The 25042-nt window shown below is 41.0% G+C and carries 34 protein-coding genes; 11 read left to right on the top strand and 23 right to left on the bottom strand.

Features of this window, described 5'->3' with window-relative positions; all coding sequences use genetic code 11:
• Window positions 1-38: 38 nt before the first annotated feature.
• The gene (locus tag C6Y01_RS00165; RefSeq protein ID WP_034660946.1) at window positions 39-1424 is read right to left on the bottom strand and encodes a S41 family peptidase; all 1386 of its coding nucleotides are present in this window, start codon (window positions 1422-1424) and stop codon (window positions 39-41) included.
• A gap of 151 nt (window positions 1425-1575) precedes the next feature.
• Here C6Y01_RS00165 and C6Y01_RS00160 point away from each other — a divergent pair, with 151 nt between their 5' ends.
• Both C6Y01_RS00160 and C6Y01_RS00155 read left to right on the top strand, forming a co-directional pair.
• Complete coding sequence (locus C6Y01_RS00160; RefSeq protein ID WP_060596696.1) at window positions 1576-2274, top strand: class I SAM-dependent methyltransferase; 699 nt, start codon at window positions 1576-1578, stop codon at window positions 2272-2274.
• Window positions 2275-2366: 92 nt separating this feature from the next.
• The gene (locus C6Y01_RS00155; RefSeq protein ID WP_003216113.1) at window positions 2367-2618 is read left to right on the top strand and encodes a hypothetical protein; all 252 of its coding nucleotides are present in this window, start codon (window positions 2367-2369) and stop codon (window positions 2616-2618) included.
• Between the two features lie 50 nt (window positions 2619-2668).
• Here the strand turns inward: C6Y01_RS00155 and C6Y01_RS00150 are convergent, their stop codons facing one another.
• The 5 genes from C6Y01_RS00150 to C6Y01_RS00130 form a co-directional block, all read right to left on the bottom strand.
• Window positions 2669-3499 carry a M15 family metallopeptidase gene (locus C6Y01_RS00150; protein WP_060596558.1) on the bottom strand — a complete coding sequence of 277 codons (831 nt, stop codon included), beginning with the start codon at window positions 3497-3499 and terminating at the stop codon, window positions 2669-2671.
• A gap of 68 nt (window positions 3500-3567) precedes the next feature.
• The gene (deoD, locus tag C6Y01_RS00145) at window positions 3568-4263 is read right to left on the bottom strand and encodes a purine-nucleoside phosphorylase (protein WP_012010274.1); all 696 of its coding nucleotides are present in this window, start codon (window positions 4261-4263) and stop codon (window positions 3568-3570) included.
• Between the two features lie 112 nt (window positions 4264-4375).
• Entirely contained in the window at window positions 4376-4693 is a 318-nt protein-coding gene (locus tag C6Y01_RS00140; protein ID WP_095285295.1) for a YodL domain-containing protein, read from the bottom strand.
• A 54-nt stretch (window positions 4694-4747) separates the two neighbouring features.
• On the bottom strand, window positions 4748-5356 hold the full coding sequence (locus C6Y01_RS00135) for a phosphatase PAP2 family protein (RefSeq protein ID WP_095285296.1): 609 nt from the start codon (window positions 5354-5356) through the stop codon (window positions 4748-4750).
• Window positions 5357-5406: 50 nt separating this feature from the next.
• Window positions 5407-5577: a YozD family protein gene (locus C6Y01_RS00130; protein ID WP_066030762.1), complete on the bottom strand. Its 171-nt coding sequence runs from the start codon at window positions 5575-5577 to the stop codon at window positions 5407-5409.
• 119 nt (window positions 5578-5696) lie between these two features.
• Between C6Y01_RS00130 and C6Y01_RS19220 the strand changes: the two genes are divergently transcribed.
• Complete coding sequence (locus tag C6Y01_RS19220) at window positions 5697-5831, top strand: hypothetical protein (RefSeq protein ID WP_258182067.1); 135 nt, start codon at window positions 5697-5699, stop codon at window positions 5829-5831.
• Here the strand turns inward: C6Y01_RS19220 and C6Y01_RS00125 are convergent.
• The 7 genes from C6Y01_RS00125 to cgeC form a co-directional block, all read right to left on the bottom strand.
• Window positions 5828-6508, bottom strand: coding sequence for a hypothetical protein (locus tag C6Y01_RS00125; protein ID WP_012010279.1), 681 nt, complete (start codon window positions 6506-6508; stop codon window positions 5828-5830). The genes C6Y01_RS19220 and C6Y01_RS00125 overlap by 4 nt on opposite strands.
• Before the next feature lie 144 nt (window positions 6509-6652).
• Window positions 6653-6877 (bottom strand): YozE family protein, encoded by a 225-nt coding sequence (locus C6Y01_RS00120; RefSeq protein ID WP_034660951.1) that lies wholly within the window; start codon window positions 6875-6877, stop codon window positions 6653-6655.
• A gap of 79 nt (window positions 6878-6956) precedes the next feature.
• Window positions 6957-7244: a YokU family protein gene (locus C6Y01_RS00115; RefSeq protein WP_034660952.1), complete on the bottom strand. Its 288-nt coding sequence runs from the start codon at window positions 7242-7244 to the stop codon at window positions 6957-6959.
• Window positions 7241-8641: a lysine 2,3-aminomutase gene (kamA, locus tag C6Y01_RS00110; protein WP_034660953.1), complete on the bottom strand. Its 1401-nt coding sequence runs from the start codon at window positions 8639-8641 to the stop codon at window positions 7241-7243. Before kamA ends, C6Y01_RS00115 begins: the two co-directional genes overlap by 4 nt.
• Window positions 8642-8758: 117 nt before the next feature.
• Entirely contained in the window at window positions 8759-10135 is a 1377-nt protein-coding gene (locus C6Y01_RS00105; RefSeq protein WP_034660954.1) for a sigma-54 interaction domain-containing protein, read from the bottom strand.
• Between the two features lie 158 nt (window positions 10136-10293).
• Window positions 10294-11589, bottom strand: coding sequence for a glycosyltransferase family 2 protein (locus C6Y01_RS00100; protein ID WP_034660956.1), 1296 nt, complete (start codon window positions 11587-11589; stop codon window positions 10294-10296).
• A gap of 17 nt (window positions 11590-11606) precedes the next feature.
• Window positions 11607-11927: a spore maturation protein CgeC gene (gene cgeC, locus C6Y01_RS00095; RefSeq protein WP_034660957.1), complete on the bottom strand. Its 321-nt coding sequence runs from the start codon at window positions 11925-11927 to the stop codon at window positions 11607-11609.
• A gap of 207 nt (window positions 11928-12134) precedes the next feature.
• Between cgeC and C6Y01_RS00090 the strand changes: the two genes are divergently transcribed.
• Window positions 12135-12536: a hypothetical protein gene (locus C6Y01_RS00090; RefSeq protein WP_034660958.1), complete on the top strand. Its 402-nt coding sequence runs from the start codon at window positions 12135-12137 to the stop codon at window positions 12534-12536.
• 15 nt (window positions 12537-12551) lie between these two features.
• Window positions 12552-13514: a CgeB family protein gene (locus tag C6Y01_RS00085; protein WP_095285298.1), complete on the top strand. Its 963-nt coding sequence runs from the start codon at window positions 12552-12554 to the stop codon at window positions 13512-13514.
• Window positions 13515-13542: 28 nt separating this feature from the next.
• On the opposite strand, the gene C6Y01_RS00080 is transcribed toward C6Y01_RS00085, so the two are convergent.
• Entirely contained in the window at window positions 13543-14265 is a 723-nt protein-coding gene (locus C6Y01_RS00080; RefSeq protein ID WP_106037669.1) for an acylneuraminate cytidylyltransferase family protein, read from the bottom strand.
• A gap of 243 nt (window positions 14266-14508) precedes the next feature.
• Here C6Y01_RS00080 and C6Y01_RS00075 point away from each other — a divergent pair, with 243 nt between their 5' ends.
• Window positions 14509-15537, top strand: a complete 1029-nt coding sequence (locus C6Y01_RS00075; RefSeq protein WP_034660963.1) for an SDR family NAD(P)-dependent oxidoreductase — start codon at window positions 14509-14511, stop codon at window positions 15535-15537.
• Between the two features lie 51 nt (window positions 15538-15588).
• On the opposite strand, the gene msrB is transcribed toward C6Y01_RS00075, so the two are convergent.
• Both msrB and msrA read right to left on the bottom strand, forming a co-directional pair.
• Entirely contained in the window at window positions 15589-16020 is a 432-nt protein-coding gene (gene msrB / locus C6Y01_RS00070; protein ID WP_095285300.1) for a peptide-methionine (R)-S-oxide reductase MsrB, read from the bottom strand.
• Window positions 16017-16553 carry a peptide-methionine (S)-S-oxide reductase MsrA gene (msrA, locus tag C6Y01_RS00065; protein WP_034660967.1) on the bottom strand — a complete coding sequence of 179 codons (537 nt, stop codon included), beginning with the start codon at window positions 16551-16553 and terminating at the stop codon, window positions 16017-16019. Before msrA ends, msrB begins: the two co-directional genes overlap by 4 nt.
• Window positions 16554-16690: 137 nt before the next feature.
• Here msrA and C6Y01_RS00060 point away from each other — a divergent pair, with 137 nt between their 5' ends.
• The 3 genes from C6Y01_RS00060 (at window position 16691) to C6Y01_RS00050 (ending at window position 18223) form a co-directional block, all read left to right on the top strand.
• Window positions 16691-17122, top strand: coding sequence for a MarR family transcriptional regulator (locus tag C6Y01_RS00060; protein ID WP_034660968.1), 432 nt, complete (start codon window positions 16691-16693; stop codon window positions 17120-17122).
• 54 nt (window positions 17123-17176) lie between these two features.
• Window positions 17177-17437, top strand: coding sequence for a hypothetical protein (locus tag C6Y01_RS00055; RefSeq protein WP_034660970.1), 261 nt, complete (start codon window positions 17177-17179; stop codon window positions 17435-17437).
• Window positions 17438-17506: 69 nt separating this feature from the next.
• The gene (locus tag C6Y01_RS00050) at window positions 17507-18223 is read left to right on the top strand and encodes a DUF4397 domain-containing protein (RefSeq protein WP_223249848.1); all 717 of its coding nucleotides are present in this window, start codon (window positions 17507-17509) and stop codon (window positions 18221-18223) included.
• Window positions 18224-18254: 31 nt separating this feature from the next.
• On the opposite strand, the gene ypmT is transcribed toward C6Y01_RS00050, so the two are convergent.
• The 7 genes from ypmT to ilvA all read right to left on the bottom strand — a co-directional run bounded on the left by ypmT (window position 18255) and on the right by ilvA (window position 23082).
• Complete coding sequence (gene ypmT / locus C6Y01_RS00045) at window positions 18255-18452, bottom strand: protein YpmT (protein WP_034660972.1); 198 nt, start codon at window positions 18450-18452, stop codon at window positions 18255-18257.
• 22 nt (window positions 18453-18474) lie between these two features.
• Window positions 18475-19041, bottom strand: coding sequence for a YpmS family protein (locus C6Y01_RS00040; protein WP_034660973.1), 567 nt, complete (start codon window positions 19039-19041; stop codon window positions 18475-18477).
• Window positions 19042-19050: 9 nt separating this feature from the next.
• On the bottom strand, window positions 19051-19812 hold the full coding sequence (locus tag C6Y01_RS00035) for an SGNH/GDSL hydrolase family protein (RefSeq protein WP_034660974.1): 762 nt from the start codon (window positions 19810-19812) through the stop codon (window positions 19051-19053).
• Window positions 19813-19881: 69 nt separating this feature from the next.
• A complete protein-coding gene (locus C6Y01_RS00030) occupies window positions 19882-20472 on the bottom strand; it encodes an SCO family protein (RefSeq protein ID WP_034661968.1) in 591 nt (196 codons plus the stop codon).
• Between the two features lie 23 nt (window positions 20473-20495).
• Window positions 20496-21338, bottom strand: coding sequence for a DegV family protein (locus C6Y01_RS00025; protein ID WP_034660975.1), 843 nt, complete (start codon window positions 21336-21338; stop codon window positions 20496-20498).
• Window positions 21339-21525: 187 nt separating this feature from the next.
• Window positions 21526-21777 carry a YpmP family protein gene (locus C6Y01_RS00020; RefSeq protein ID WP_034660976.1) on the bottom strand — a complete coding sequence of 84 codons (252 nt, stop codon included), beginning with the start codon at window positions 21775-21777 and terminating at the stop codon, window positions 21526-21528.
• Window positions 21778-21813: 36 nt separating this feature from the next.
• Window positions 21814-23082 carry a threonine ammonia-lyase IlvA gene (gene ilvA, locus C6Y01_RS00015; RefSeq protein ID WP_034661970.1) on the bottom strand — a complete coding sequence of 423 codons (1269 nt, stop codon included), beginning with the start codon at window positions 23080-23082 and terminating at the stop codon, window positions 21814-21816.
• A gap of 181 nt (window positions 23083-23263) precedes the next feature.
• On the opposite strand from ilvA, the gene C6Y01_RS00010 reads away from it, so the two are divergent.
• Window positions 23264-24232: a sigma 54-interacting transcriptional regulator gene (locus tag C6Y01_RS00010; RefSeq protein WP_106037667.1), complete on the top strand. Its 969-nt coding sequence runs from the start codon at window positions 23264-23266 to the stop codon at window positions 24230-24232.
• 14 nt (window positions 24233-24246) lie between these two features.
• On the top strand, window positions 24247-24885 hold the full coding sequence (gene trhA / locus C6Y01_RS00005) for a PAQR family membrane homeostasis protein TrhA (RefSeq protein ID WP_034660979.1): 639 nt from the start codon (window positions 24247-24249) through the stop codon (window positions 24883-24885).
• The last annotated feature ends 157 nt before the right edge of the window (window positions 24886-25042 follow it).

Genomic DNA, 25042 nt, shown 5'->3' with positions numbered 1-25042 from the left:
TAAAAAGAGCAGTCCCCCTTATGAGGACTGCTCTTTCTTTATTTCATTTCTTTTTTCAAAACTTCAATGGCTTTTTTCATTTGTGTATCATTGTTCTTTAACTTATCTTGGATCTTTGTCATCAGTACTGTCGTTGTATCTCCTGTCAGAATACCGTCTGTTTTCAGATCGTTGTCTGTTTGGAAGCGTTTGACGATAGACTGGAAAGCTTGATCGTACTCACCATTTGCTTTTGCTTTGTAGCCAAGCGCTTGGAACATTTTTTGAGCCGCTTTGACTTCATCTCCATTGTCATTCAGCTGATACGATTTTTTCGGACTTAAGTATGGCAGCTTTGCATAACTTGGGAGCGATGCTTTGACCTGTGGTTCAATTCCTTTTTTGTGAATCCAAGAACCATCCGGAGTCAGCCACTTGGCAATGGTTAACTTGACGCTAGAACCATCATTATAGCTTTGTGCATTTTGAACAGTCCCTTTACCAAATGTCTTTTCACCAATAATTTTGATACCTGAAGATTGGTGCAGAGCCGCCGCCATGATTTCAGCAGCGCTGGCTGAGCCGCCATTTACAAGAACAACTGCCGGCTGATGAACTTTACGTTCTTTTTCAGCCTTGTACTCTTCTTTCTTCCCTTTTTCTTCAACTTGCATGATGACTTTCCCTTTATCGATAAAGTCATTACTCATTTCAATCGCTTCTGTCATAATGCCGCCTGGATTATCTCTCAGGTCGATGACAAAGCCTTTTGCCCCTTTTTTCTCGAGGTCATCAATGGCTTTATCTAGCTCTTTCGATGTTGTTTCAGCAAAGGACGTAATTTGGATTTCTCCTATTTTGTCTTTTGTGAGTTTTGCATACACCGTTTCAAGCGGAATGGTGTCTCTTGTGATCGTCACATCAACATTGCCCACTCCTTGGCGGTTAAGGTGCAGCTTGACATCCGTTCCTTTTTTCCCTCTAATAAGAGAAACTGCTTTATTGACCGACATGCCTTTTGTGCTTTTCCCATCCACCTTTAAAATACGATCATGAGGTTTCAAACCAGCTTTTTCAGCAGGAGAGCCTTTAATCGGCGCGACAATTAAAATTTGCCCATCCTTCTCTTCTACTTGTGCACCAATTCCTTCAAATGATGATGAAATGGTGTTGTTAAATCCTTCGGCTTCCTCCTGATCCATATATGTAGAGTATGGATCATCAAGTGATGCAATCATTCCTTGAATCGCACCATCTACTAGTTTTTGATCATCCGTTTTTTCGTAATACTCATCTTTTACCTTCGTATACGCCGCCATGAGTTTACTAAACTTCTCGTCTCCTGAGACACTGACAGCCCCTTGTTTTGTGATCACAAATGTAATCGCAGAGGACAGGGCCGCTGTCACCAGAATGGCGATCACGAACTTAAATTGTTTTTTCAAAAAAACACCACCTTTATCTCCTTTCATTATTATCAAGGACGATGCTTCATCCGTCAACCAAAGGATCGAAGTTCTCTTTGAAAAGATAAGCCATTTGACCTTGCATTGCATAATCTTTAAAGAGGAACTTGATAAGGAAAGAAGGGATTTTATGAGTGATTATGTAGAAATGCTTGCCTATTTTGGCGTATCCAGTGCCCATCCTGGCGGAATTGAGTTAACAAAAACGATGCTTGAGCATATAAAATTGACGCCGGATGCACGTATACTGGATGCGGGATGCGGGACAGGACAAACGGCGGCATATTTAGGAAATATCGGTTATCAGGTAGAGGCGATTGATACACACCCTTTGATGATTGAAAAGGCCAACCTGCGATTTGAGCGAGAAGAACTGCCGATCCGCGCATTGCAAGCATCGATTGAACAGCTGCCATTTCCAGATGAAGCGTTCACTCTTCTCATCAGTGAATCTGTTTTAAGCTTCACAAACCTTCCTGCTGCACTTGCTGAGATCAAACGAGTGCTTGCCCCTGGAAGTCAAATGATCGCAAATGAAGCTGTGTTAAAAGCACCACTTACACCAGAGGAGCTCGCCACCGTACGAGATTTTTACGGGTTCCACTCACTCTTTTCACTTGAAGAATGGAAGGAGCAGCTAAAAGCAGCAGGATTCCATGACTTTCGCATTCTCTCATTTGATGAACACATGGTACAGGAGGAGCCGACAGAAATGGAATTATCTGAACACATCCCCCCTTCTCTTTACGAAACGCTGCAAACACACTACGATCTGATTCAAGCGCACCGGAAGCAGCTAAGCCACATTCTATTTGAATGTACCGTATAAAATGAGCGAATCTCCTATATGTTTTGTCCAAACTCTATGAGGTCTCTCGCATAGGATAAGAGTGAACAGAGTTTGTCATAAGGAGGAAAAATATGGAGCGCTATCAAAAGCTTTGTCAGCAGCACATGGGAAAAGTCGCTAGAATCACAGATCGTAATGGCAGAGTACATGTCGGACGCATTGAGCGGGTGACAAACCGTAAAGTGTATATTCGTCCAGTCGGCGGTTCTCGCGGCGGCTTTGGCTTTGGTTATTACGGAGGGTATTACGGCTGGGGTGCCGCTTATGGCATCGGGCTTGGTTTCATTACAGGTTTCGCATTAGCAGGATTGTTCTTTTTTTAAAAGAAGAATAAAGAAGGCCCCCCGAATAGCTGGGAGGCCTTTTTATTTGATTAGATTTTCTTCACTTTGTTCATGTACTCTTCAAATGTTAAATCGTGATCATGCATCGCTTTTGCTGCTTCTTTTCCAACATAGCGCAGATGCCACGGCTCATATTCATATTTTGTAATATCTTCTTTTCCTTTTGGATAACGAATGATAAAACCATATTTATAGGCGTTTTTAGCCACCCATTTGCCATCAGGTGTTTCACCAAACTTTTCAGAGATGTCAAAGCCGGCACTTTTTGAGGAAATGTCCATGGCAAGACCTGTTTGATGTTCACTTTCGCCTGGTAAAGCTACTGCTTCCTGCGCTTTGTCTTTGCCTTTTAATTTGACTTCACTATCAAAAATGACTTTTTGACGGTCATAGGAGCGATAGCCAGATACTGCAGCCAGCTCGAAGTTTTTCTTTTTCGCATCTTTGAATAACTTCTCAAGTGCTTCCGCTGCTTCTTTACGAATATATCGTTTTTCAATATCCTCTGAAAAAGAGAATTCTACTTTTGGTACAACGAGATCAGAAGGTTTATAGGTTCCTGGTAATGCGTATTCTTTGTTGACAAGAGCTAGCACGTTTGCAGGATTTTGAATGGTTTTCAGCCCACTTACCACCTTGATGTCATTGAAATATTCACTCTTTAATGTCAGCTCTTGATCCGATGAATCTGCTGTATTGTTTGAGTTTTGCTGGGTAGATGAATTTGCTGCGCTCTTTTGTTCGTTTGTTTTGTTCGATTCAGATGTACCGCTTTTTTGATCCAGCAACTGGCAGCCCGATAGTGCGGCTGTCAAACCAAGAATCGATGCGATTGAGAGTATTTTATAGCTTTTCTTCATGACATACCTTCCTTTTGCTCTTCTAAAAAAATAAAGATGCGCTACATCGTAGCACACCCTTTATACTATTATAAAACAGAGTCTAGTGCAATTAAGATCATTTCGTCAAATGTCGTTTGACGCTCTTCAGCCGTTGTTTCTTCTCCTGTGAGAACATGATCACTCACTGTCAGAATGGATAACGCTTTTCGATCAAATTTTGCTGCAAGCGAATAAAGAGCTGTTGTCTCCATTTCAATCGCTAGGATACCGTATTGAGCCATGAGTTCAAGTGGTTTTTCATTGTAAAATTGGTCTGCTGTAAATACATTACCGACACGTACAGCGACATTTTTTGCTTCTGCTGTATCGTAGGCTTTCTTAAGCAGTCCAAAATCAGCGCAAGGTGCGTAATCAATCGGTCCAAACGCCACACGATTCATTTGTGAGTCTGTTGAAGATGTTTGAGCTAAAATGACATCACGCACGTTGACATCCCTTTTGATAGCCCCGCAAGATCCGACGCGGATTAAGTTTTGAACATCATAGCTTTGAATGAGTTCATTCACATAAATCGAAATAGAAGGTACGCCCATTCCGGTACCTTGTACAGAAACGCGCTTTCCTTTGTAGGTTCCAGTATAACCATACATTCCGCGCACTTCGTTATAGCATTCGACATCTTCTAAATATGTATCTGCAATATATTTCGCACGAAGCGGGTCGCCTGGCAGCAATACCGTTTCTGCAATTTGTCCTTTTTCTGCTCCAATATGTACACTCATTTTTTAGCCTCCACTTACGTTTACTATGTGATTTATCCTATTTAGTATAAACGATTGAGCCTAAAAAAGAAAATACCAGCTGAAGCTCAAGCTGGCATCGTCAATCATCTATTTAACTCATCGTCATCAGTCGTTCACTGCGTTTCCATCCTGCCGGAAAAAGCTGATAATAGCACTTTCCCTTCTTCTTATCATCAATCACAACAATATCACCTGTTGTCATAAACCGTGCATTGTAATCATTAGGGACTGTATCATGTACATTAAATGTCGAGAATGCTTTTTCCAGAACATCCAGGTGTGTTCTGCCGCCAATCTTTGTCCGGTACACAGGCTGATGCCCGCTTGCAGCGCCATATTCAGGTGTCTGATAAATGGTTAAGTGAAATGCTGAAGGTTTCTTTTGAAAAAATCTCAACGTCAATTGCATTCAAATCCCTCCCCTTTTATATAAAATTGGCTGGTGTCTGTCAATTTCCTTCTTCTATTTTTGTCGAATGACAGACAATTTTTCGTCAATCTTTTTACAAATGAGAAATAAAGCAAGTCCTATCGCAAAACCGCCTGCAACATCTGTCAAATAATGAACACCGATATACATTCGGCTGATCCCAATCAAAAGAACACAGAACCCCGTGATCAAGTAGACGATTTTTTGTCTTTCTTTCAGCCATGGAATCATTTCAACTAATAGATAAGCTATAAAAGGATAGATTGTGGCTGCATTCATCGAATGTCCGCTCGGAAAGCTGTAATACGTTTCATTGACAAGATGATCAAAGGCCGGTCGCTCTCTAGCAAACAGCCCCTTTAGTTCATGATTGATGGTTTTTTCTGTGAGATATAATAGAAAAAGCATCATGATAGAGTAATAGCGCTTATACATGAATAGTACGACACTAAAAATGAGCATGATTGGGACGAGCAGCGCACTAATGCCAAAGTCCGTCAAAGTCAGCATGACATTATTTAAAAAAGGGAGTCTGATGCTCTCAAACCATAAGATGATCTGGTTGTCCAATTCTTGACCCGCACCAGATACCATGAGCGCAGCAAGGGCGCCAAATAAAATCAAAAGAAATAGGATATACACGCGAAAGATTCTCCTCCCTCTCTCTTCAGAATCTCTTCAAAGTATAGTGCCTACCACGCCTCTTCTTCAACTATCATTGCTTTTTTCAGCATATATTCAAACGTAATGTCAGCCAGCTCAAACGTTTCCAGCTCAGCAGGTATGTACCCTCTTTTGACCAGCTCCATGTAGAAGAATTCCGCAATTTCCTCTGTATCAATCACCAAATCTGCTTCTTTCATTACATTCCGCCTCCTTTTTTATGATGTATGAACGACGCCTGTTTTTTATTACAGTTTGTCATAATGGCTCATTCCATACATATAAATGCAGTAAACAAAAAGAAAAGGGGTTTGAGGCAATGAAATGGTTAAGCATATTAGATGGAGAAACGTTTGATCAGGTGATGGGCCGTATCTTGAGGGGATGGTTTTATGTGATTGTTTTTTTCTGTGTGCCTTATTTTTTATTCGTGTTAGGACAAGTCTTTCTTTAACCAAAATGTTCGTGTAAACTTTCCAATATAAAATCCATCATATCCTTGTATTCTGGATCTTCGAAAAATTCGTAGAGAATTTTATAGTCATTATATATATCAAGAAGCTCATCCACTATAGATACAGCGAGGAATTCTAGTGATGCTTCGCTTTCTTGTTTCTCTTCTAGTTGTAATAGAGCCGTTTGAACCATATCTTCTTCCATTTCTTTTGAGGTTTCACCGACGTAATGCACAAAAAGAAGCTGATGAACGAACTGGTCCATCTCATACTTCCTCAGGACAAGCGTTAAGTCTTCCTCTTCTGTTTCCAGCCACTCTCCGTCCTTTAGCCTCGTGAGTTCGTAAATGACATCTTCCCAGCCGTCATCAAGGTATCGCCATATTTCAGTCCGATGGCCAATAATTTTAAATAGCTCTTTTCCGTAATCTTTTACATATACAACATCGCCAATGAGGAACTCATATTCAATGTCCAGCTTTTCTGTATCCACAATCACCCCGTCGTACTCATCGTAAAGCTGAAGTGATGTTTCAAAATAAAGCACCTCATTATGATTGACCTCATACAAATAGTGCTGGTCAATTTGATGGACTTTTGTAATCGTTCCGACTGTGCCGTACATGACAACGACGACAATATCCCCTACTTGATATTTTGGTGCTTTCGCCTTCATTCTGTCTCCCCCTTGCCCGACTTTTGGTCTTAACGTATCGTATGCCGGCGCAAGGAATTCTGCATGGGCAACCACACCATGCAAAACGCCATTTTATTTCTCATAAAAAAACCGCTTCTCCCATCTGGAACAAGCGGTTGTTTGTTATTTTTTTTTGACTTCTACTTCATATTGCTCAAACGCTTCGTCAAATGTTGTCATTGAGCTCAAATAATCGCCATTTAATTCTAAATAGGCACACAGCTCATGATAATCAATGGACGCTTTCGGGAAGCTGTGATCCTCATAAGCAGCATTTGCAAAATGGCTGATTTCATCTTTCGGTTTTGGATGTCTGTACTTCATTAAATAATGGTAAAACGACTTCACCTGTTTTTCCCTCCGCGACACTCTATTTTGTTGTTATATTATACAGCAATTTGATGACTTGTATAGGCGGAGGTACAACTTATGATGAAAAGTCAAAGTAATTTCGCTTTAATAACCGCTCCATGCTCATTAATTCTTCGTATGAAATTTTTTCTGGAAGTTTTGTCTGATCCACTAAAATTAATTGATCTTCTATCTCTTTGACCGTCTCATCCTTTTGATATAACATGCCGCAGTGCGTGCAGGAAATGGACGGTGTTTCGATGATTTCAATTGATTGTGTGCCAGTGATCAGTTCCCAATAGACTGTTGTCTGCTCTGCGTTTGCTTTGTTTTCCTCACACCAATCACATGTCAGCAAGGTCATTTCTCCTCCTTTACAGTTTGATCTTTTTTGAGCTGTGCTTGATATTTTTTCTCTTTTAATTCATCTCGTTTTTCACGTTTGTTTTTGAGTGTGTCATGCTCAGGATTTGTCTCATATGCTTCTCTTCGTTTCATCCGGCTTAAATTCTCAGGCGTAAACGATTTCGCTTCATCCTGAAATAGTGCGGTAACACCAATTGCCGGTTCTTGTTTCTCTTCATAAATTTCATTAAAATACGCATCTGCCTGCCCTGCGACGTAATGCTCTGGTTCAGGGTAAGAGGTGATCACACCTTCAAAGTTACGAAGGACGACTTTGTCAGGGCTTTGCGATAATAAATAATTTGGCTGTAAGGCGATCTTTCCTCCGCCTCCTGGTGCATCTACAACAAAGCTTGGCACGGCATACCCGCTCGTATGCCCTCTTAAGCCTTCAATGATTTCAAGACCTTTTGATACTGGTGTTCTAAAGTGGCCAATCCCCTCAGATAAATCACATTGATAGATATAATAAGGTCTGACCCGTATCTTCACGAGATCGTGCATCAGCTTCTTCATAATCGGCACACTGTCGTTAATACCTGCAAGGATGACAGCCTGATTACCAACAGGGACGCCGGCATTCACAAGACGTTCGCACGCTTCTTTGGCTTCTTTCGTAATTTCAATGCTTGTATTGAAATGGGTATTCAGCCAAACCGGATGATATTTTTTCAAAATCTCGCACAGCTCATCTGTAATGCGCTGCGGAAAGACGACCGGCGCGCGGGTTCCTATCCGAATGATCTCAACGTGCGGAATGTCTCGTAAGTTTTTCAAAATGTATTCAAGCACTTGATCATTGATTAAGAGCCCATCTCCGCCGGAAATTAACACATCCCGCACCTCAGGTGTTTCTCTAATATATCCAATGGCAGCATCTAACTGCTTTTTTGGCACGCCCATACCGATCTGGCCGGAAAAACGTCTTCTCGTACAATAGCGGCAGTACATGGAGCACTGATTTGTTACAAGAAAGAGCACACGATCTGGGTACCGATGCGTTAACCCCGGGACAGGTGAGTCCTCATCTTCATGCAGCGGGTCTTCCAAGTCATATTTTGTTTTATGCAGCTCCTCAGCGATTGGCACAGATTGCATACGTACTGGGCATCTTGGATCGTCTGGATTCATCAGTGAGGCATAGTAGGGTGTAATGTTGAGTGGAATGGTTTTGGTGGAAATCTTCACCCCTTCTCTTTCCTCTTCTGTTAAGTTCACGATTTTCTCTAAATCTTCAAGCGTTTTCACGGTATGCGTCAGCTGCCAAATCCAGTCGTTCCACTTTTCCTCAGGTACATCCTTCCAAAGCTCAATGTCCTTCCAATGACGCGCCGGTTCATACAGTTTCTGATTCATATCCATTCCCCCTATCAGCATTCACCTTATACTATGCAAGTTATGTGCCAACATGGGAAAATGCCCCTATTCTTTACAAAAGGAGCTTTACCCGTGATATTCAATGGATGTTGGTGCCTATTTTTCGGCATCTGCATATTTCTTCAGTTTATACTGCAGCGTTTGTCGAGGGATTTTTAAGGCTGCGGCGGTTTTTTTAATATTGCCATGATGCTGATTTAAAGCTTCTTGAATCAATGTTTGTTCAAATGAAGAAACCTGACTTTTTAAGGAGGCGTCGGGTGTTTCTTCCTCGATCTTCTGCGTACGTAAATGAGCAGGAAGGTATGAAGGAGTGATGTCTTCCGCTTCCTTTGGCATCATCAATACGGCATGCTCAATGGTATGTTTTAATTCTCTGACGTTTCCCGGCCAGTGGTGAGCCATAAACAATTGTTCCGTTTCTTCAGAAAGGCGTTTGACGTTTTTTGAAAACTGCTGATGATAGGTTTGAATGAAATGGCGGGAAAGCAGCGGGATGTCTTGCTTTCTCTCACGAAGCGGCGGGATATGAAAAGATGACACATGCAGTCTATAAAATAAGTCTTCTCTTAAAATTTGCTTTTTCACCGCTTCAAATGGGTCCATATTGAGTGCAGTAATGAGTCTTACATCCACTTGAATCGCTTTTGCATCCCCAATACGGCGCACAACACCATCCTCTAACACACGTAATAATTTCGTCTGCAGCGTGAGCGGCATCGCTTGCAGTTCATCAAGAAAAAGCGTGCCTCCATCAGCCAATTCAAAGAGCCCCTTGCGATCAATTGCGCCCGTATAGCTCCCTTTGACAGATCCGAATAATAGGCTCTCAAGTAGCGATTCTGGAAGTGCTGCACAGTTTTGCGGAATGAACACTTGGTTTTTCCGGTCAGATTCATGAACAATGGCTTGAACGAGCACTTCTTTCCCTGTCCCTGTTTCCCCGTAGACAACAACTGATGACGGATAAGCAGCTGCTTTTTTTGCCTTTTCAAGCATTTCTTTTAAGAACGGATCATTTGTTAAAAATGAAGCAAAATCATGCATTTGTTCTGCCCCAGCCACATCGTGTATCCGTTTTTTTTGATCTAAACGATTTGAAAGGGCTGACAGCTTCGATACATCTTTTGCGACTTCGACCGCGCCTATTAACTTGCTTTCTTCAATAATGGGCAATGTCGTGTTGACGGTTTCAATTCTTTCTCCGTTTTTATTCAAATAGGTTTGCAGCGAATGATAAATGGGCTTCCCAGTTCTCAAAACATGCATAAGCGTACTTGTTTTTTCTGTTAAAGAGGGATACACCTCAAGGATGTACTTGCCAATCACCTCTTCTTTTTGTAAACAGTCAAACTTAGCGGCATTATGATTGTAAAAGATCGTCATGCCTTGATCATCTACAACATGAATGGCTTCATCAATGGCTTCTAAAATTAATTCAAACCAATCCGCTCTTTCGACAACTTTCCCCATTCTTTCCCCCTCACTTTCAGTGCCAAAAAACCGGCGTCTATTGCCGGATTTTCAGCGGCTTGATCATCTTCATCACACCTTCTCCTGTCCTTTCATGTTTCGCTTTTTCCTTGCAACTTCCTGCTTTTTTTGTCTATAGCGTCAAAAAAGCACCCCTCTTATGAGGAGTGCTTTCGCCCTGATGTTTGATAAAGAGACATATCGAATTCTTGCAGCGATTCCATATACAGCGGCACTATCGGCTTTCCTTCTTGAAATAACGTAAATTGGGAAGGGTATAAATTAATTGGCTGATGATAAAAAGCAAATCGCTTCACGACATCAGGATCAATACGGTAAAAGGTATGGTGCATCAGTAAATAGACATCTTGTTTCCATTTAAACAGCCGCCTGTTTGGCGGACTAAATACTGGAGAAACTTGAATCATGCCGCCATCTTCAAACATCTGAAGCCGTTCATTTGAAATCGTATAGATCTCCTTAGGGTGAAACTGAAAATATTGCACGTCACGTTTTGCAGCAAATCGCCTTTTTTTCTGTTCTTCAATATAATAGAACGTTTTTCCATGATCTGCCGTGACAACTGTATAATTTGGTACTGCCAGCATGTCTTTCATCTCATATTTCATCGCACATAACGATGGCACCCGAATCGCGCGCCTGTTTTTTTCGTTCACCCAGCACCTTTCAATTTCATGAAGATTGCCGCCTGCGATTTGGTAGTAATCCCCTTCCTTTTCAATCACCGTTCCGTCAATGAGATCATACGGCATACTCGAAAACAGATGATGAAAGGAATGAGGGGTTTTATACGTTGTATCAAGTACATCTCTTAATGGAAAAAACGCGGCAAATTGATTCAGCCTCATCCAAAAAACAGAATCTGCATGATGCCAGTGTTTCGGCCCATCATCCCAATATTGCCCGTATTTTTCATGAATTAGCGGAAGCAAACGCCTTCTGTGCATGACCGAACAATGATCCACTTGAAAGGACGCATGCTCCAAGATTTGGTCTGCTTCACGGACAAAGCTCATGGTCTCAACTAAATGCTTATCAACATGCACGACCCGCTGCGAGGAATACACGATATCGATATGAGGCTTCGACTGAAAAATATCCACCATTTTCTGCAAACGATCTTGATGATACACAGTATCATCTGTTAAATAACAAATGAGCTGACCTGTTATACGGGTTAGCGCTTCATTAATAAGCGTCGCATACCGAACGGTTAACAGCCGTTTTGCAGGATGAACCGTGCGTGAATACAGATGAATGCGTTCATCGTCTAAATAGGGCTGGATCTTTTGGAGGGTGCCTTGTTCTGAGCCATCATCCATAATCAGAAGCTCCCAATTTGAATACGTTTGTTCCACCATACTCTTTAGCACACGATCAATGAAATCAGGTTTATTGTAGCTTGTTAAAATTACCGATACTTTCATGATCATTATCCTTTTTAATTAGATTAAAAAGCCCCCCAGCTGACAATGTTCACGTAAGGAACATTCACTCTTAGCTGATTTGTCACGTTTTTAAAGACCGCTACTGTATCAAAGAGCTGCACAACAACTACGTTTTGAAGGACCTCTCCATTGACTAAATGAACACGTGGCAGCGGAATGCCAAGCTCAAGCCATGGACGAAGTAATTCTTTGATGTCTGACACACTCTCTTCCTCACTTTCTTCTAAAAGACGAAGAAGAAGTAAAATCAAGATGACTTCAAGTACTCCTTCTGCTTCTAGTAATTCTTCGTTCCAACCATTTAATAATTGTTCAAATTCCATTCATAATCCCTCTCTCTTCACATTTAATCTTTACTAGAGTATGAGAATCACTTCATTTAGCCTCAGCATTTGAAAACATTTTTAAAAATGTGTGAAGTAATTAAATGAAAAAAAGAACAAGGAATCAGCGTTCTGCTTATACCAAAAAAAGTGAACGGCATATACATAGGGGTGAGTTTGAATTGATGAAGAAAGGATGGGGAAAAAATGAGCGACAAGCGTGCCGAATTAAAAAAAGAACTATTGAAAGTGTTTTTCAAACCACTTACTCGTGCATTAACAGTTAATCTTGAAGAAGGAGGAGTTCAAATGGAAGAAAAATTGAACGATTTATTAAGTGAAGTGGCAGCTGAGGCATCACCTTCAGATTCTGCTACAACACTCGATGTATCTCAGCCAGCAAGATGGATTTTTGCAAGACTTGCACCAGGAACCGTCATCAGCATTGTCACTGACTCAGGAGACTTAATCGGGCCAGTTCAATTCGTAGCATTCAATGCTTTAACGGGTGTTGTATTTGTTACACAAGAAAGCTCAGTCACACCAACAGGCTCTGCAACGACTTTATTAGATGTAGATAAAGTTGAAAGTGTTACGTTCACATCTTAATGTGAGAGGGTCATGATGAAGCTTCTTTATATCAGCTCTGGCTACGGCGGAATCTATCACATGTTTGATCAATGGGTAGAAGAGAGCTTCATTGATTCCCCCTTTTCATGTGTAAAAATTGATCGAGAATCTCTACCCGCTCACATGCACAAAATCCGGACATTTTCTCCGGATTTTGTTTTGATGATGATCGGTGATCATGTTCCGAGCGAAGTGCTTCATCAATTCAAACAAGAAAAGATCCCGATCGTTTTGTGGATGACAGAAGATCCCTTTTATACAGATGTGTCAGCTGCTTGCACACGTGATGCGCGGCTCATATTAACGATTGATGAAGGAGCTTTGCCATTTTACAAACAATTGGGCATAGGTCACACCCACTACTTTCCCATTCCGGCAAATACACGTGTTTTTCAAAAAAACGAATCGCCTGAAGAGATGTGCAACTATGACATTGCACTCGCCGGCTACCCTTATCCCAACCGCATCATCGCCATTGATACACTCTTACAACAGAACAAATGGCGGATTCTCGTTGCAGGTAAGGAATGGCATCGTCATTTAAATAAGTCACGAAGACATTATCGAAATCTCACACTAGTGACCAATTGGCTGAGCCCTCAGCAAATGGCGGACATCTATCAGCAATCAGCGATTGTTCTTAACCCGCACAGGCCGGCTCAGTTTGCCTATAATAAAAACAAAGCCATGATTCAAAATGTAAGCCTGAACAACAGAGCGTTTGATATCGCTGCAGCTGGAAGCTTTCAATTGACGGATCTACAACCGCCGCAAGCTTTTTCAAGCTTCGTTTTTTATAAAGATGAGGACGATTTGCTGGAACAGGTTGAATATTATGGATCAAATGCCGAGAAAAGAAAAGCGATCGCACGAAACAATTACGAACAAGTCGTTTCCTGGAATACATTTGAGACATTTCCACACAGGCTTTATGAGATCGTAAAAAGCGCCCTATGACCGGGCGCTTTTCTCGTTGAAATTCATCTTATGCATAACCCTCCGCATCTCGGCGAGCCAATAAGACTTTCTCCGCTTTCTCAAGGTCTTCCTCCTGTTTCACCACGAGTGATTTTTGGCGATCCATGATATACGCTCCAACAGATCCTTCTAAAAAGGAATGAATGCATTCTTTTGCATATGGAACATAAAAAGCATACACTGCTCCATTTAAACGGCCATACGTATATGGCTGCTCATGCTTTGGTATGAAAAAGTAATGATTGTCCTTATATAAAGTTGCTTCATTATTCTCATGCAGTGTCCATGTTTCATTTGGGTTTTCTAGCGCCTCTGTAAAAGATGCCATGCAGTCATAATTCCCTTCTACTAGAAGCTGCAAGCACTTCTCAATATCTTCCGGCTCTCTTAAAGGAGACGATGGATGCAAATATAGAACAATATCAAAGGTCTTCCCCTCACGTTCTAAATAAGCAAGCGCATGCTTCACAGCTATGAGTGACGGTGTTTGTTCCGTTACATGCGTGTCTGGCAGTTCAATCACATGGGCTCCGTAGTGAGATGAAATGATTTGAGTATTGACATCCTCTGTAGAAACGATGACTTCATCTAACTCAATCATTTGCAGTAACGGCTGAATGGTCCAATAGATGAGCGGCCGCTCCGCCAATACGCGAATGTGTTCATCGTGCTGATCGCGCCTACTTCTAAAAGCTGGTATCAAGGCTAAAATACGATTTCCCCTATACATGTATTCCCTTCTCCCCTCGCGCAAAGCTCTCTTCATTTTTATCCGAGCTGATCGCAGTACTGAAGTGTTCAGGTCTCTCGTTTTTCTACTTGTTCTCTTATCTCTCCATATTCTATTAAGACGTCAAGCAGATGGTTATAATTTGTTCACCTAATTTATATAGAAAGTGGTTCTTTTCCTCAAACGGATACCGCTCTTTCACATATGATGCAAAGTAGAGAAATGAGAGTTGGGGGATTAGATATGTCCAAAAAGATAGAAACGAGTTTGAAGGCTTTTTTTCGTGACAAAACGATATTAGTCACAGGCGGTACGGGTTCGATCGGCCGTCAAATTGTGAAAAAATTAACATCATGCTCTCCAAAGAAGATTATCGTCTTCAGCAAAGATGACAGCAAACAATACATGATGAAAAATGAGTATGCAGATCATCCAGAAGTTGCATTCGCTTTAGGAGATGTACGAGATGCAAGCCGCGTGAGACAGCTCGTCAAAGGCGTTGATATCATCTTTCATGCAGCCGCCTTAAAACAAGTACCCACTTGTGAAGACAATCCGTTTGAAGCCGTGCAAACGAATATTATCGGAGGGCAGCACGTCATTGAAGCCGCAATCGAACATGAAGTCAGTCATGTTGTCAACATATCAACTGACAAAGCGGTTTCTCCGACAAATGCCATGGGTGCAACAAAATTAATTTCAGAAAAACTATTTTTCCAAGCAAACGAAAGTATTCCGAATCAAAAAACGATGTTTTGCTCTGTGCGTTTTGGCAATGTGCTTGGATCAAGAGGTTCAGTCATTCCCATCATGCTCCAGCAGCTGTTAAATGAAAAACCTTTGACCGTAACTGACCCTAATATGACACGTTTTTTTATGTCCATCGAAGAGGCTGTCTCCCTCACACTTCAAGCAGCAATCATGATGAAAGGCGGCGAAACGTTCATTCTCAAGATGGAGTCATTACAGCTTGCTGATCTCTTAAAAGCGTTTCATGAATATGCCACTCAAATCAATGTCGCACCCCCGGATATTCTCGTTGTTGGGAAAAGACCTGGAGAAAAGCTTCACGAAGAGCTCACATTTCAGCACGAAGCAGATGCACTATTTGAGCATGAACAATTTTATGCCATTTTACCAAGACCACAACTGCACGCTGACTTTCAAAAAGTCGACTTAACCAATTACACATCAAATGAAGCGCCTCTCATTACAAAAGAAAAGCTATTCCACATCATTGAACAATTACATCACACGCATCATAAAAAATAAAAAATCGTCACACGGAAGCAGATGCCTTCCATGTGACGATTTTTAAATAGATCAATCAAATAGATGTATCAAATCCCCATAGCCTTCTTTTTCAAGATCATCTTTTGGGATAAACTTCAAAGCGGCTGAGTTAATACAATACCGAAGACCATTTGGTCCTGGACCATCAGGAAAGACATGACCTAGATGAGAATCAGCTGTTTTGCTGCGCACCTCTGTCCGCACCATCCCATGGCTCGTATCCACCTTCTCCGCTACTTCCTCATCTTCAAGCGGCTTTGTGAAACTCGGCCAGCCGCAATGGGCATCAAACTTATCTAAAGATGAAAAAAGCGGCTTGCCTGAAATGATATCCACATAAATGCCTTCTTCTTTGTGATCCCAGAATTCATTTTGAAATGGCGGCTCAGTGCCATTATTTTGCGTGACTTCGAACTGCATTCGGTTTAATTCTTTCAGACGCTTTTCTTTTTCGTTTGTCATGATTTATCACTCCAATGGGACTCAATAAAACCCGCTCTGCCCGAACCGACATGATATCGTTCGTAGTGCATTTTGTTCTTTTTATAATAATGCTGATGATATTCCTCTGCGGGATAAAAAGGACCAGCATCTAAAATTTCTGTCACAATTGGCTTTTGGAAAGTGCCGCTTTCGTTCAGCTTCTCTTTCGATGCTTCTGCAAGCTTTCTCTGCTCGTCATGATGAACATAAATACCTGTGCGGTAGGACTCTCCTCTATCACCAAATTGCCCTCCATCATCTGTTGGGTCTATTTGCTGCCAATACAGTTCTAATAGCTTTTCATACGGGAAAACGTCTGGATCAAACGTGATTTGAACCGCTTCTCTATGTCCCGTTGTATTTGTACATACTTCCTCATAGGTCGGATTCACTGTATGTCCGCCAGTATACCCTGATTCAACTTTGATAATGCCCGGCTGTTCATCAAAAGGTTTAACCATACACCAGAAGCAGCCTCCTGCAAATGTGGCTAATTCTTGTTTTTCAGACATATTAGTGCCCCCTTCATTTAAAAAATGGTATCATCATATTATAACATGATGAAAAATAATGAAAATGATACGACTTGTATACCTAAAATAAAAGAAAGCATTCTGTCGTATCTTAAAATATAATGGGGGTTTAATGATTGGAACAAAGAAAACAAATGATGTATGAAATGGATTCTTTACTGAGAACCGTATTTAAGCAGATCCGTTATGAGATTAACAGCCTGCTCGAAAACGAATTATCTCGGAATGAATTTCTCATTTTAAATCTGCTTCGTGAGCAAGGTGCAAAAAAAGTAACGGAATTTGCGTCCATTCTAGGGGTGTCAGCAAGCCATATCACAGCTGTGACCGACACACTCGTAGAAAAGGGCTGGATTACCCGTATCCGTTCTAAAGAGGATCGCCGCATCATCAAAATCCACTTAACCGATAAGGGTAAGGAAATTACTGAGCATTTTGAGAAAAAGAAAACAGAATACTTTATGGAGCGATTTGAGTCATTCGACGACGAAGAACTGAAAACAATGATCAAATTATTTAAAAAGCTGGATAAAAGTCAAAAGGATTAAGCATAGATTTTAGCGCTCTGGACATGCTACGGATAAAAAGAGGTGGAATGAACCATGACAAGCCCTTATCTTTGTCCAAACTGTAAAACAAACAGAACTCGCTTTAATCTGATTGAGCAGCTTTCAGAACCTGTGAAGCTGGATCCTGCGACCGGAGCAGTTGTCGAAAGATACGAAGGAGAGCAGCTTTCTCCTTTTCACGTGAGCTATCAAGGTCCTCAAATAAAAGTCCAGTGCGGCGTTTGTGGTTTAATTGAGGATGAAAAAACGTTCATTAAGCTAGCCGAATATCATCAATATTCTTCTCCTTCTTAACTTGCGGGCCTGACGGAAAACGTCAGGCTTTTTTCTATGCTTCTTTTGCCTATACAGATCGCCTTTTTCATGCATACGCTACAAAAAACACCATCGCATAAGAAAGTAGGGATTGATGACATGCAGCAGCTCTCTTATCATGACTTTCCATACCGTCCACTCGCTGCGGGCTTCGAGCACCCTCAAAGCAGCCTTTCATCCAAAGCCTTTATTCGGCTCTTTCACGCTGCACCAGATCTTAGTGAGCTCGCTGTATATGTGAATCGGAATGAGGTCTTGAAAAAAATGCCTTACAGTCATTTGACAGCTTATATGGAGTGGGATGAGGGAATTTATGAGATAGAAGTGTTCAAGCTGGCTACAAAAGAAAGAGTTCTTCATTCTTGCATGATGATTAAACGTAGCGAGATTTACACCCTATGTATCACAGGTGCTCATGCAGGTTTTGCGCTGCTGACAGAGCGGCAAGACCCTGTGATTCAACACGAGGACCTGTCAGCCCTTACATTTGTCCATCTGTCTCCAGACCTTCCTTCCATTGATATATATGAACGTGATCAAGGGGTGTTATCAAAGGAGCTTCATTATGTAAACGGCACTCACATTCATCATTTCTCCCCGAATAAATATCATTTTGAATTGAAAGCTGCTGGCACTCAAAGTATACTGCTTGATATCCCCAAAGTTCATCTGCAAGCAAATCGCGCATACCTTATTCTGCTTCATGGCTTTGCTAACGGAGAGCCAGAGCTTATGGTGAAGGTGGTCTTGTCTCAGCAAATATAAAAAAGAGCCTTTCCTCAATGGAAAAGGCTCTTTACGAGACATCTTCAGCTTTTTCTTGCTTTTGAAAATCAAAAGCAAGAATCATGATACCTAGAAATAATGCACAATAGGCAATATTTAAGTAAAACTGATCGATATTTTCTGCTCTTAAATCAGTGGCAGCTGTAATGCCAAAGTACGCAGCAAATAAAAGCGACAGTAAACTAAAATATTGATAGACTCGCTTCATGATTTCACTCCTGACTCACTTTCTATTGCTTTGGATGATAATATGAGAACTCAATTTCATCGTTCTCTAGATCAATTTTGTTTGCTTTCACATACATATCATTCGTCAGTGGCATTTCTGAAAGGCGTACTTCAACCGTTTTTTGATCCGGTTTCACATGAACGAATTCTGGCAGTTCATAGAACTGGCCCATGTAGCTTAAAACAAAACTAATCGGAATGCTCAATTGTCCAATTGAAAGGCCATCCACTTTCAACAGCACATCACCATTATCTTCGACAGTTGGCGTAAAAGAGACGTTTGCATCAATAGTCGAAGAGAAAGCTTTAATTGCGCCTGTTACTTTCACATCTTGATCGATCGCCACATGAAAATCTGGCATATCACTTGATCCTTGATTTTTCAAGTAATCATTGATAAAGCTGGTGAGCGATTCCTTTGAGCTAGATATATTAAAAGAATACTCGCTTTTTAATTCCTTAGTTGAAGCGGATTGACCGCCTGGCAGCATCATCAAAATACCGCAGGCAAGAACAATCAATAGATTGATTGCAAGTAAAATAAAAAATAAGCTTTTCCACTTTTTCATACGTTCACCCTATTCCTTCGGCAGTCCTTCTTTTTTCACTTTGGAGAATAAACGATTTGCCATAAGAGAGTACCCCTTTTGGTTTGGGTGGAAATCATCATCTGCCAGTAATTTTTCATCAGAATCTTCCTCAAATAAATCTGCTACATTGATCATATCAGCGTTGCCGTCTTTTTTCAGTTCCTTTTTGGCAGCGGCATTCCAATCTTTGACGACTTCATCAATATCTCGCAGCTCAGACAAACTGAACTTAAAGGGATTGTACATGCTGACATACATGATCTTCGCATGATCATTGTGCTGTCTCAATTGAGCAAGAATGGTTTTAAAGCGCTCCTCAAAAGGACCCTGCTCTTTTTGAAAAGGAGCAAACGTCAAATTGAGCACATTTTGATGGACAACATGCATTAAGTCATTGCCGCCGATCGTAAAGAAAATATAGTCAGCGTCTTTCAGTCCGTCTTGCACCTTTTTTTCTTTTAATCTTTTTAATAAATCTACCGTTCTACTGCCTTTAATGGCATAATTTTTTAATGTGACAGATTGCACGCCGTCCACCGCTTCTAACTTGTCACGGGTCATGCCTGCATATCCTTTTTTATGTTGATCTCCGATTCCTTCTGTTAAGGAATCTCCAACCGCTGCGATCGTAATATGTTCTTTTACGTCTTGTGTGTCTTCTAGTTTATCCTTTATGCCAGCCTCTTGCGCGGAACATGCAGAAAGAACAAAAGCTAGAGACATCACAATCAAAATCAAACGAGCCTTCAAACGATGATGTCCCTCCTTTTTCTGATTAAAAAAGTGTATCATGTTTTCGCTCATTTGAACATCCTTATGCTAGCTTCGATTCAGCGTTTTGATGTCCTTGATAATTTCATCATAAGGTGTATTTTGTACGCCATCATAATTTTTCATCACTTTCCCTTCTTGATCAACTAGGAAAAACAATGACTGATGAATCACTTGGTCTTCATCTTCAGGTTTCTTCACAATGGTTTTAAAGCTCTTCATTGCGAATTTTTCGATTGCGGACTGTGAATAGCCAGTGAGAAAATCCCAATTTTTAAAGGACAATGGATATGCTTTTGCAAATTCTTTTAGCTTGTTCGGTGAGTCTACCTCCGGGTCCACGCTAAAGGAAATGATATGCGCATCCAATTTTTCTTCTTTTAACCGTTTTTGCAGCTCTGTCATATGAGCAGTCATCGGCGGACAGATCGTTTCACAGCTTGTGAAAATAAAATCTGCAACCCATACTTTCCCCTTCAAATCATCCAATGACACCTTTTGACCATCCTGATTTTCATACTCAAACGGCTGTATTTGATAATTTAACGCATCTTTGATTTGTCCATTTGAACATGAGACTAAAAGAAGCACGCTTATGATAATAAGCGCACCAAGTGAGGCTCCCCTTTTTTTAAGCATGGTACGTCCATCCCCTTTTTCAATCAATCGGTATAAAAAGTAAAGCCTATTGCGCCTTTTCCAGTGTGACACGAAATAATCGGTGTTGTGTAGGCGATGTCAACAAGTGCTTCAGGTGTGTGATCAAGCAGCGCTGATTTGAGCTTTTCAGCGAGTTCTAATGCATCTGCATGCGCTATCCCAATGGCTTGAACTGTTTTTCCTTTCACGGCCTGTACATACTGTTTGGTCAAATAGCGGACAAGAGCAGAATAGCTTCTCACATTCGCTTCCGGCGTGTATACCCCATCCGTTAAGCTGGCAATTGGTTTGATGTGAAGAAGTGAGCCGATCAGCGCCTTTCCTCTTCCAATTCTTCCACCTTTCACGAGATTTTCTAATGTATCGATTGTGACAAATAGCTTTGTTTTAAGACGGATTTTATCCATTTCTTTGATGATGTCTTCACGGCTTGCACCATTTTTTGCAAGCTCTGCTGCTTTGCTGACTTGAAACCCTAATCCATAGGAAATAAAATTTGAATCAATCACCGTGATGTTTCCGTCTACCATTTTCGAAGCGCTTTCAGCAGTTTGAACAGTACCACTCATCCCACCCGTTAAATGGATACTAATGACTTCGCTTCCATCTGCTGTGAGCTTTTCATATAATTCGACGAATTGACCGATCGCAGGTTGAGACGTTTTCGGCAATTCCTCAGCGGCCTCCATTTTTTCAATAAATTCATCTGGCTGTATATTCACTCGGTCAATATAATCAACCCCAGAAATGGAGATATTGAGCGGAATCACGTGAATGGAAAGATCATTGATTTTTTCTTGCGGAAGGTCCACAGTTGAATCTGTTACAATTTTAATTTGTTTCACTATCGTCTCATCCTTGCTGTCTTAGTCTTTACTTATGATATTACCTTATTTCGTGCATACTTGAAAACAACTGTCATGACGTTTTTAAAATTGTCACATTTTCTTCTTTTTATGAAAAAAATCTTTGCCAAGCTGAGCAGCTGTCATTTCAAAACGGCCGCTCACTCCACTTGACAAAGATTTCTATTTACGCATTGTGTTTCAGTGTAGGCTCCTGATAGATCTGCTCATATGTGCTCCACTTGACGTTACGTTTCACATCCTCTCTGAAAGAGTATACAGCTCTCTTTCCTTTAGATACATAGACTTTTTTCAAGAAAGCTTCAAGTCTAAAGGTGAGCATGAAACCATACGTCTCATCTCCCTTTAGTACAGGGACTTCTGTTACCTTGATCTGAGCTCCATCCATCCGTCTAAAACATATTGTTTTGAGCAGCACAAACGATCAATCCTCTTTTCCAATGTTCTGTTAGGCCTAAATAAATAGGTGGAATAAATCTTGATCTTTATTCACTTCAACATAATGGAAGCCTTTTTTATTCATCCGTTCAATCAGTGCCGCATAGTCATCTCTTTCATTCAATTCGATGCCAACAAGCGCGGGGCCTTTGCTTCGGTTATTCTTTTTCGTATATTCAAAGCGTGAGATATCATCATTTGGCCCTAATACTTCATCTAAAAATTCCCGAAGCGCTCCTGCTCTTTGCGGAAAATTGACAATGAAATAATGTTGAAGCCCTTCATAGATCATCGACCGTTCTTTGATTTCCTGCATTCTGCCAATGTCATTATTTCCTCCACTGACAATACAGACAACATTTTTCCCTTTAATCTCCTCGCGATGGGCATCCAGCGCTGCGATCGGCAGTGCGCCTGCCGGCTCTGCTACAATCGCACATTGATTATACAGCTCTAAAATGGTTGTACATACTTTTCCTTCAGGTACAAGACTGATTTTATCGACAACGGACTGAAGCGATGTAAACGTCTTTTCGCCAATCCGCTGAACCGCTGCTCCGTCTACAAACTTATCAATTGAATCAAGTGTCACAACCTTGCCCTTTTCATGGGAAGCATGGAGTGAAGCTGCGCCAAGCGGTTCGACTGCAATGATTTCGGTTTCTGGGGCGATATTTTTGATATATGTACCAACTCCAGATAACAGACCTCCACCTCCAACACTTGCAAATAAAAAGTGAGGCTCCACTTCGATATCATTTAATATTTCTACAGCAGTCGTTCCTTGTCCTGCCATCACATCCAAATCATCAAACGGATGGATAAACTCGCGCTTCTCTTCATCTCCGCATTTTACTGCTTCATGATATGAATCATCAAACGTATCTCCGGTTAAGATAATTTCAACATATTCTTTTCCGAAAAGCTCCACTTGAGATACTTTTTGCCTTGGTGTCGTGGCAGGCATAAAGATTTTCCCGTGGATCCCTAAATATTTACAAGAATAGGCAACACCCTGTGCGTGATTTCCTGCACTTGCACAGACAATGCCGTTTTCTAGTTTATCTTTTGGAAGCTGGCTCATTTTATTAAAAGCGCCTCTTAATTTAAAGGAACGAACTACTTGAAGATCCTCTCTTTTTAAGTAGACATTACATTCATATCGTTCAGAAAGTCGCTCATTTTTTTGAAGAGGTGTATGAATCACTACATCCTTCAAATTTTGATGGGCCTTTAAAATGTCTTTCACTTGAATTAGCGTGTTTTCTTTGAGCAACGGTTTCATGTACAAGATCCTTTCTCTTTAACCTTATTTAATTTGTCATTATAACATGAATATTCAAAAAATAAACCAATAGATCATGGATCAAGCATAAATTTCATAAACTTTTTCGTTTTTCTGTACATTTGGTTTTATTGGGTGTTACAATTGAACCAATTAGAACCACAAAGAAAGGAATCACCCGATGACCACACATTCGTTTACGTCTATATATGGAGAGCATCAATATATCAAGCGTGCCATTCATCTGGCAAAGCAATTCACAAAACACGAGCAGCCGGTCTTGATAACAGGAGAAATTGGCACAGGCAAAACACTATTTGCCCAGGAAATTGCAAATGCAGCTGCTCCAAACGCTTCACTGACACATCTATATTGCCCCGTCTTAGATGAAGATACCTTACAGAAAGCCTTCACGGAAAAGACCCGTCAAATTCTTTATTTAGACGAAATCGCCGCATTAAGCATTCCTATGCAGCATCAGGTCATTCGTTTTCTAGAAACATCTTTTGCAACAAAAATCATTGCCACTTCGTCTTTATCAATAGAGGCATTGAGGGTGTCATCTACCTTTTTACCTGAGCTGTTTTATCGTTTAAATGTTTTTCATTTGCCCCTGCCGTCATTAGCAGATCGAAAAACAGACATTCCTGTGTTAACAACTGCTTTCTTTCAGGAGCTGAGCATGACGCCTGATATTGATCCAAGTGTTTGGGAAACCTTGCAGGAGTATCCGTTTGAAGGAAACGTACAGGAACTCAAAAATATCGTTCATTATGCTGCAGTCATTCTCGAGGGGCAAACGGTATTTTTACACCACCTGCCGCCTTTTGTGTTAACACCTCTTTCGCCGGACGTAAAAGGAAAAAAGGAAGAACACCAGCTTACACTAATGGAAAAACAAGAGTTTGTTTTCCTGCTGGAAGCCATTAAGTCTCTCAATGAGAAAGGTGAAGCAGCCAGCAGACGCATCTTGTCTGAATTAAGCAAACAAGGCGACATTCCGCTTACTCCTCAGCAGGTGAGAAGCCGATTAGATGACCTTGAGAAAAAAGCATACGTGACAAAAGGAAAAGGCAGGGCCGGCACGAAGATTACACTTGAAGGTCTTTCATTCCTGAAGTCACTTGATGGTTATATACCGGTTCAATAAAAGGAGGACATCCATTGTTTACTGTAAAAGAAGAAATTGCAAACGCCATTACACATGGCATTGGCGTTATTTTATCCATACCAGCCATTGTTTTTCTCGTGTTATTCGCTGTTCAATACGGCACTGTCACAGAGATCATCAGCTTTTCGATATTTGGCGCATCCATGCTGCTGCTCTATTTAAGCTCGACCTTGCTTCATAGCATTCGGCACAAAAAAACAAAAGATGTATTTGAAATCCTCGACCACTCGGCTATTTATGTATTGATTGCTGGTACATATACGCCCTTTTTACTAGGACCATTAAAAGGCGCACTAGGCTATACGCTTCTTGCGATTGTATGGGCTCTTGCTGCTGGCGGGATTGTCTTTAAAATCTTTTTCGTTAAACGGTTTATCATTGTGTCCACGCTCGTTTATTTATTAATGGGCTGGATGATTATCATTGCCATCAAACCACTTTACATTGGGTTAACGGGCGCAGGATTTGGCCTCTTACTGTTAGGCGGTCTATTGTATTCAGTCGGAACCATCTTTTATATTTGGCGGAAAATCCCCTATCATCATGCCATTTGGCACAGCTTTGTACTCGGCGGCAGTGCATCGATGTTCTTCTGCATTCTCTTCTATTGTGTGAACATTCCTGCTGCATGAAAAAAACCAGCATCCACTTTCGGATGCTGGTCAGGCTGTCGAGAAAATCTCGACAGCTTTATTTTTTCCTTAAACTTTCCATCTCCTCATTTTATAATAGAGAAAAACCCACTTAAGGAAGGTGTTTTTCTCATGTTCCACACTAGAAATTCTTCTC

The organism is Bacillus sp. NMCC46 (assembly GCF_002998465.1).
In the GTDB taxonomy this organism is placed as follows: Bacteria; Bacillota; Bacilli; order Bacillales; family Bacillaceae; genus Bacillus.
Note: the sequence above shows the minus strand (reverse complement) of the source record. Positions and strands in the feature narration are given on the sequence as shown.

What these genes read in the sequence shown, in the direction of transcription:
- C6Y01_RS00100 (WP_034660956.1), bottom strand. Translation starts at nt 11,589, where the DNA reads ATGATCATGAAAGTATCGGTAATTTTAACAAGCTACAATAAACCTGAT.
- cgeC (WP_034660957.1), bottom strand. Translation starts at nt 11,927, where the DNA reads ATGGAATTTGAACAATTATTAAATGGTTGGAACGAAGAATTACTAGAA.
- msrA (WP_034660967.1), bottom strand. Translation starts at nt 16,553, where the DNA reads ATGTCTGAAAAACAAGAATTAGCCACATTTGCAGGAGGCTGCTTCTGG.
- C6Y01_RS00155 (WP_003216113.1), top strand. Translation starts at nt 2,367, where the DNA reads ATGGAGCGCTATCAAAAGCTTTGTCAGCAGCACATGGGAAAAGTCGCT.
- C6Y01_RS00040 (WP_034660973.1), bottom strand. Translation starts at nt 19,041, where the DNA reads ATGAAAAAGTGGAAAAGCTTATTTTTTATTTTACTTGCAATCAATCTA.
- kamA (WP_034660953.1), bottom strand. Translation starts at nt 8,641, where the DNA reads ATGAATCAGAAACTGTATGAACCGGCGCGTCATTGGAAGGACATTGAG.
- deoD (WP_012010274.1), bottom strand. Translation starts at nt 4,263, where the DNA reads ATGAGTGTACATATTGGAGCAGAAAAAGGACAAATTGCAGAAACGGTA.
- C6Y01_RS00030 (WP_034661968.1), bottom strand. Translation starts at nt 20,472, where the DNA reads ATGCTTAAAAAAAGGGGAGCCTCACTTGGTGCGCTTATTATCATAAGC.
- C6Y01_RS00150 (WP_060596558.1), bottom strand. Translation starts at nt 3,499, where the DNA reads ATGAAGAAAAGCTATAAAATACTCTCAATCGCATCGATTCTTGGTTTG.
- C6Y01_RS00085 (WP_095285298.1), top strand. Translation starts at nt 12,552, where the DNA reads ATGAAGCTTCTTTATATCAGCTCTGGCTACGGCGGAATCTATCACATG.
- ypmT (WP_034660972.1), bottom strand. Translation starts at nt 18,452, where the DNA reads ATGAAGCGAGTCTATCAATATTTTAGTTTACTGTCGCTTTTATTTGCT.
- C6Y01_RS00050 (WP_223249848.1), top strand. Translation starts at nt 17,507, where the DNA reads ATGCATACGCTACAAAAAACACCATCGCATAAGAAAGTAGGGATTGAT.
- C6Y01_RS00160 (WP_060596696.1), top strand. Translation starts at nt 1,576, where the DNA reads ATGAGTGATTATGTAGAAATGCTTGCCTATTTTGGCGTATCCAGTGCC.
- msrB (WP_095285300.1), bottom strand. Translation starts at nt 16,020, where the DNA reads ATGACAAACGAAAAAGAAAAGCGTCTGAAAGAATTAAACCGAATGCAG.
- C6Y01_RS00130 (WP_066030762.1), bottom strand. Translation starts at nt 5,577, where the DNA reads ATGAAAGAAGCAGATTTGGTGATTGATACAGAGGAAATTGCGGAATTC.
- C6Y01_RS00140 (WP_095285295.1), bottom strand. Translation starts at nt 4,693, where the DNA reads ATGCAATTGACGTTGAGATTTTTTCAAAAGAAACCTTCAGCATTTCAC.
- C6Y01_RS00010 (WP_106037667.1), top strand. Translation starts at nt 23,264, where the DNA reads ATGACCACACATTCGTTTACGTCTATATATGGAGAGCATCAATATATC.
- ilvA (WP_034661970.1), bottom strand. Translation starts at nt 23,082, where the DNA reads ATGAAACCGTTGCTCAAAGAAAACACGCTAATTCAAGTGAAAGACATT.
- C6Y01_RS00105 (WP_034660954.1), bottom strand. Translation starts at nt 10,135, where the DNA reads ATGGGGAAAGTTGTCGAAAGAGCGGATTGGTTTGAATTAATTTTAGAA.
- C6Y01_RS00080 (WP_106037669.1), bottom strand. Translation starts at nt 14,265, where the DNA reads ATGTATAGGGGAAATCGTATTTTAGCCTTGATACCAGCTTTTAGAAGT.
- C6Y01_RS19220 (WP_258182067.1), top strand. Translation starts at nt 5,697, where the DNA reads ATGAAATGGTTAAGCATATTAGATGGAGAAACGTTTGATCAGGTGATG.
- C6Y01_RS00055 (WP_034660970.1), top strand. Translation starts at nt 17,177, where the DNA reads ATGACAAGCCCTTATCTTTGTCCAAACTGTAAAACAAACAGAACTCGC.
- C6Y01_RS00125 (WP_012010279.1), bottom strand. Translation starts at nt 6,508, where the DNA reads ATGAAGGCGAAAGCACCAAAATATCAAGTAGGGGATATTGTCGTCGTT.
- C6Y01_RS00115 (WP_034660952.1), bottom strand. Translation starts at nt 7,244, where the DNA reads ATGACCTTGCTGACATGTGATTGGTGTGAGGAAAACAAAGCAAACGCA.
- C6Y01_RS00090 (WP_034660958.1), top strand. Translation starts at nt 12,135, where the DNA reads ATGAGCGACAAGCGTGCCGAATTAAAAAAAGAACTATTGAAAGTGTTT.
- C6Y01_RS00075 (WP_034660963.1), top strand. Translation starts at nt 14,509, where the DNA reads ATGTCCAAAAAGATAGAAACGAGTTTGAAGGCTTTTTTTCGTGACAAA.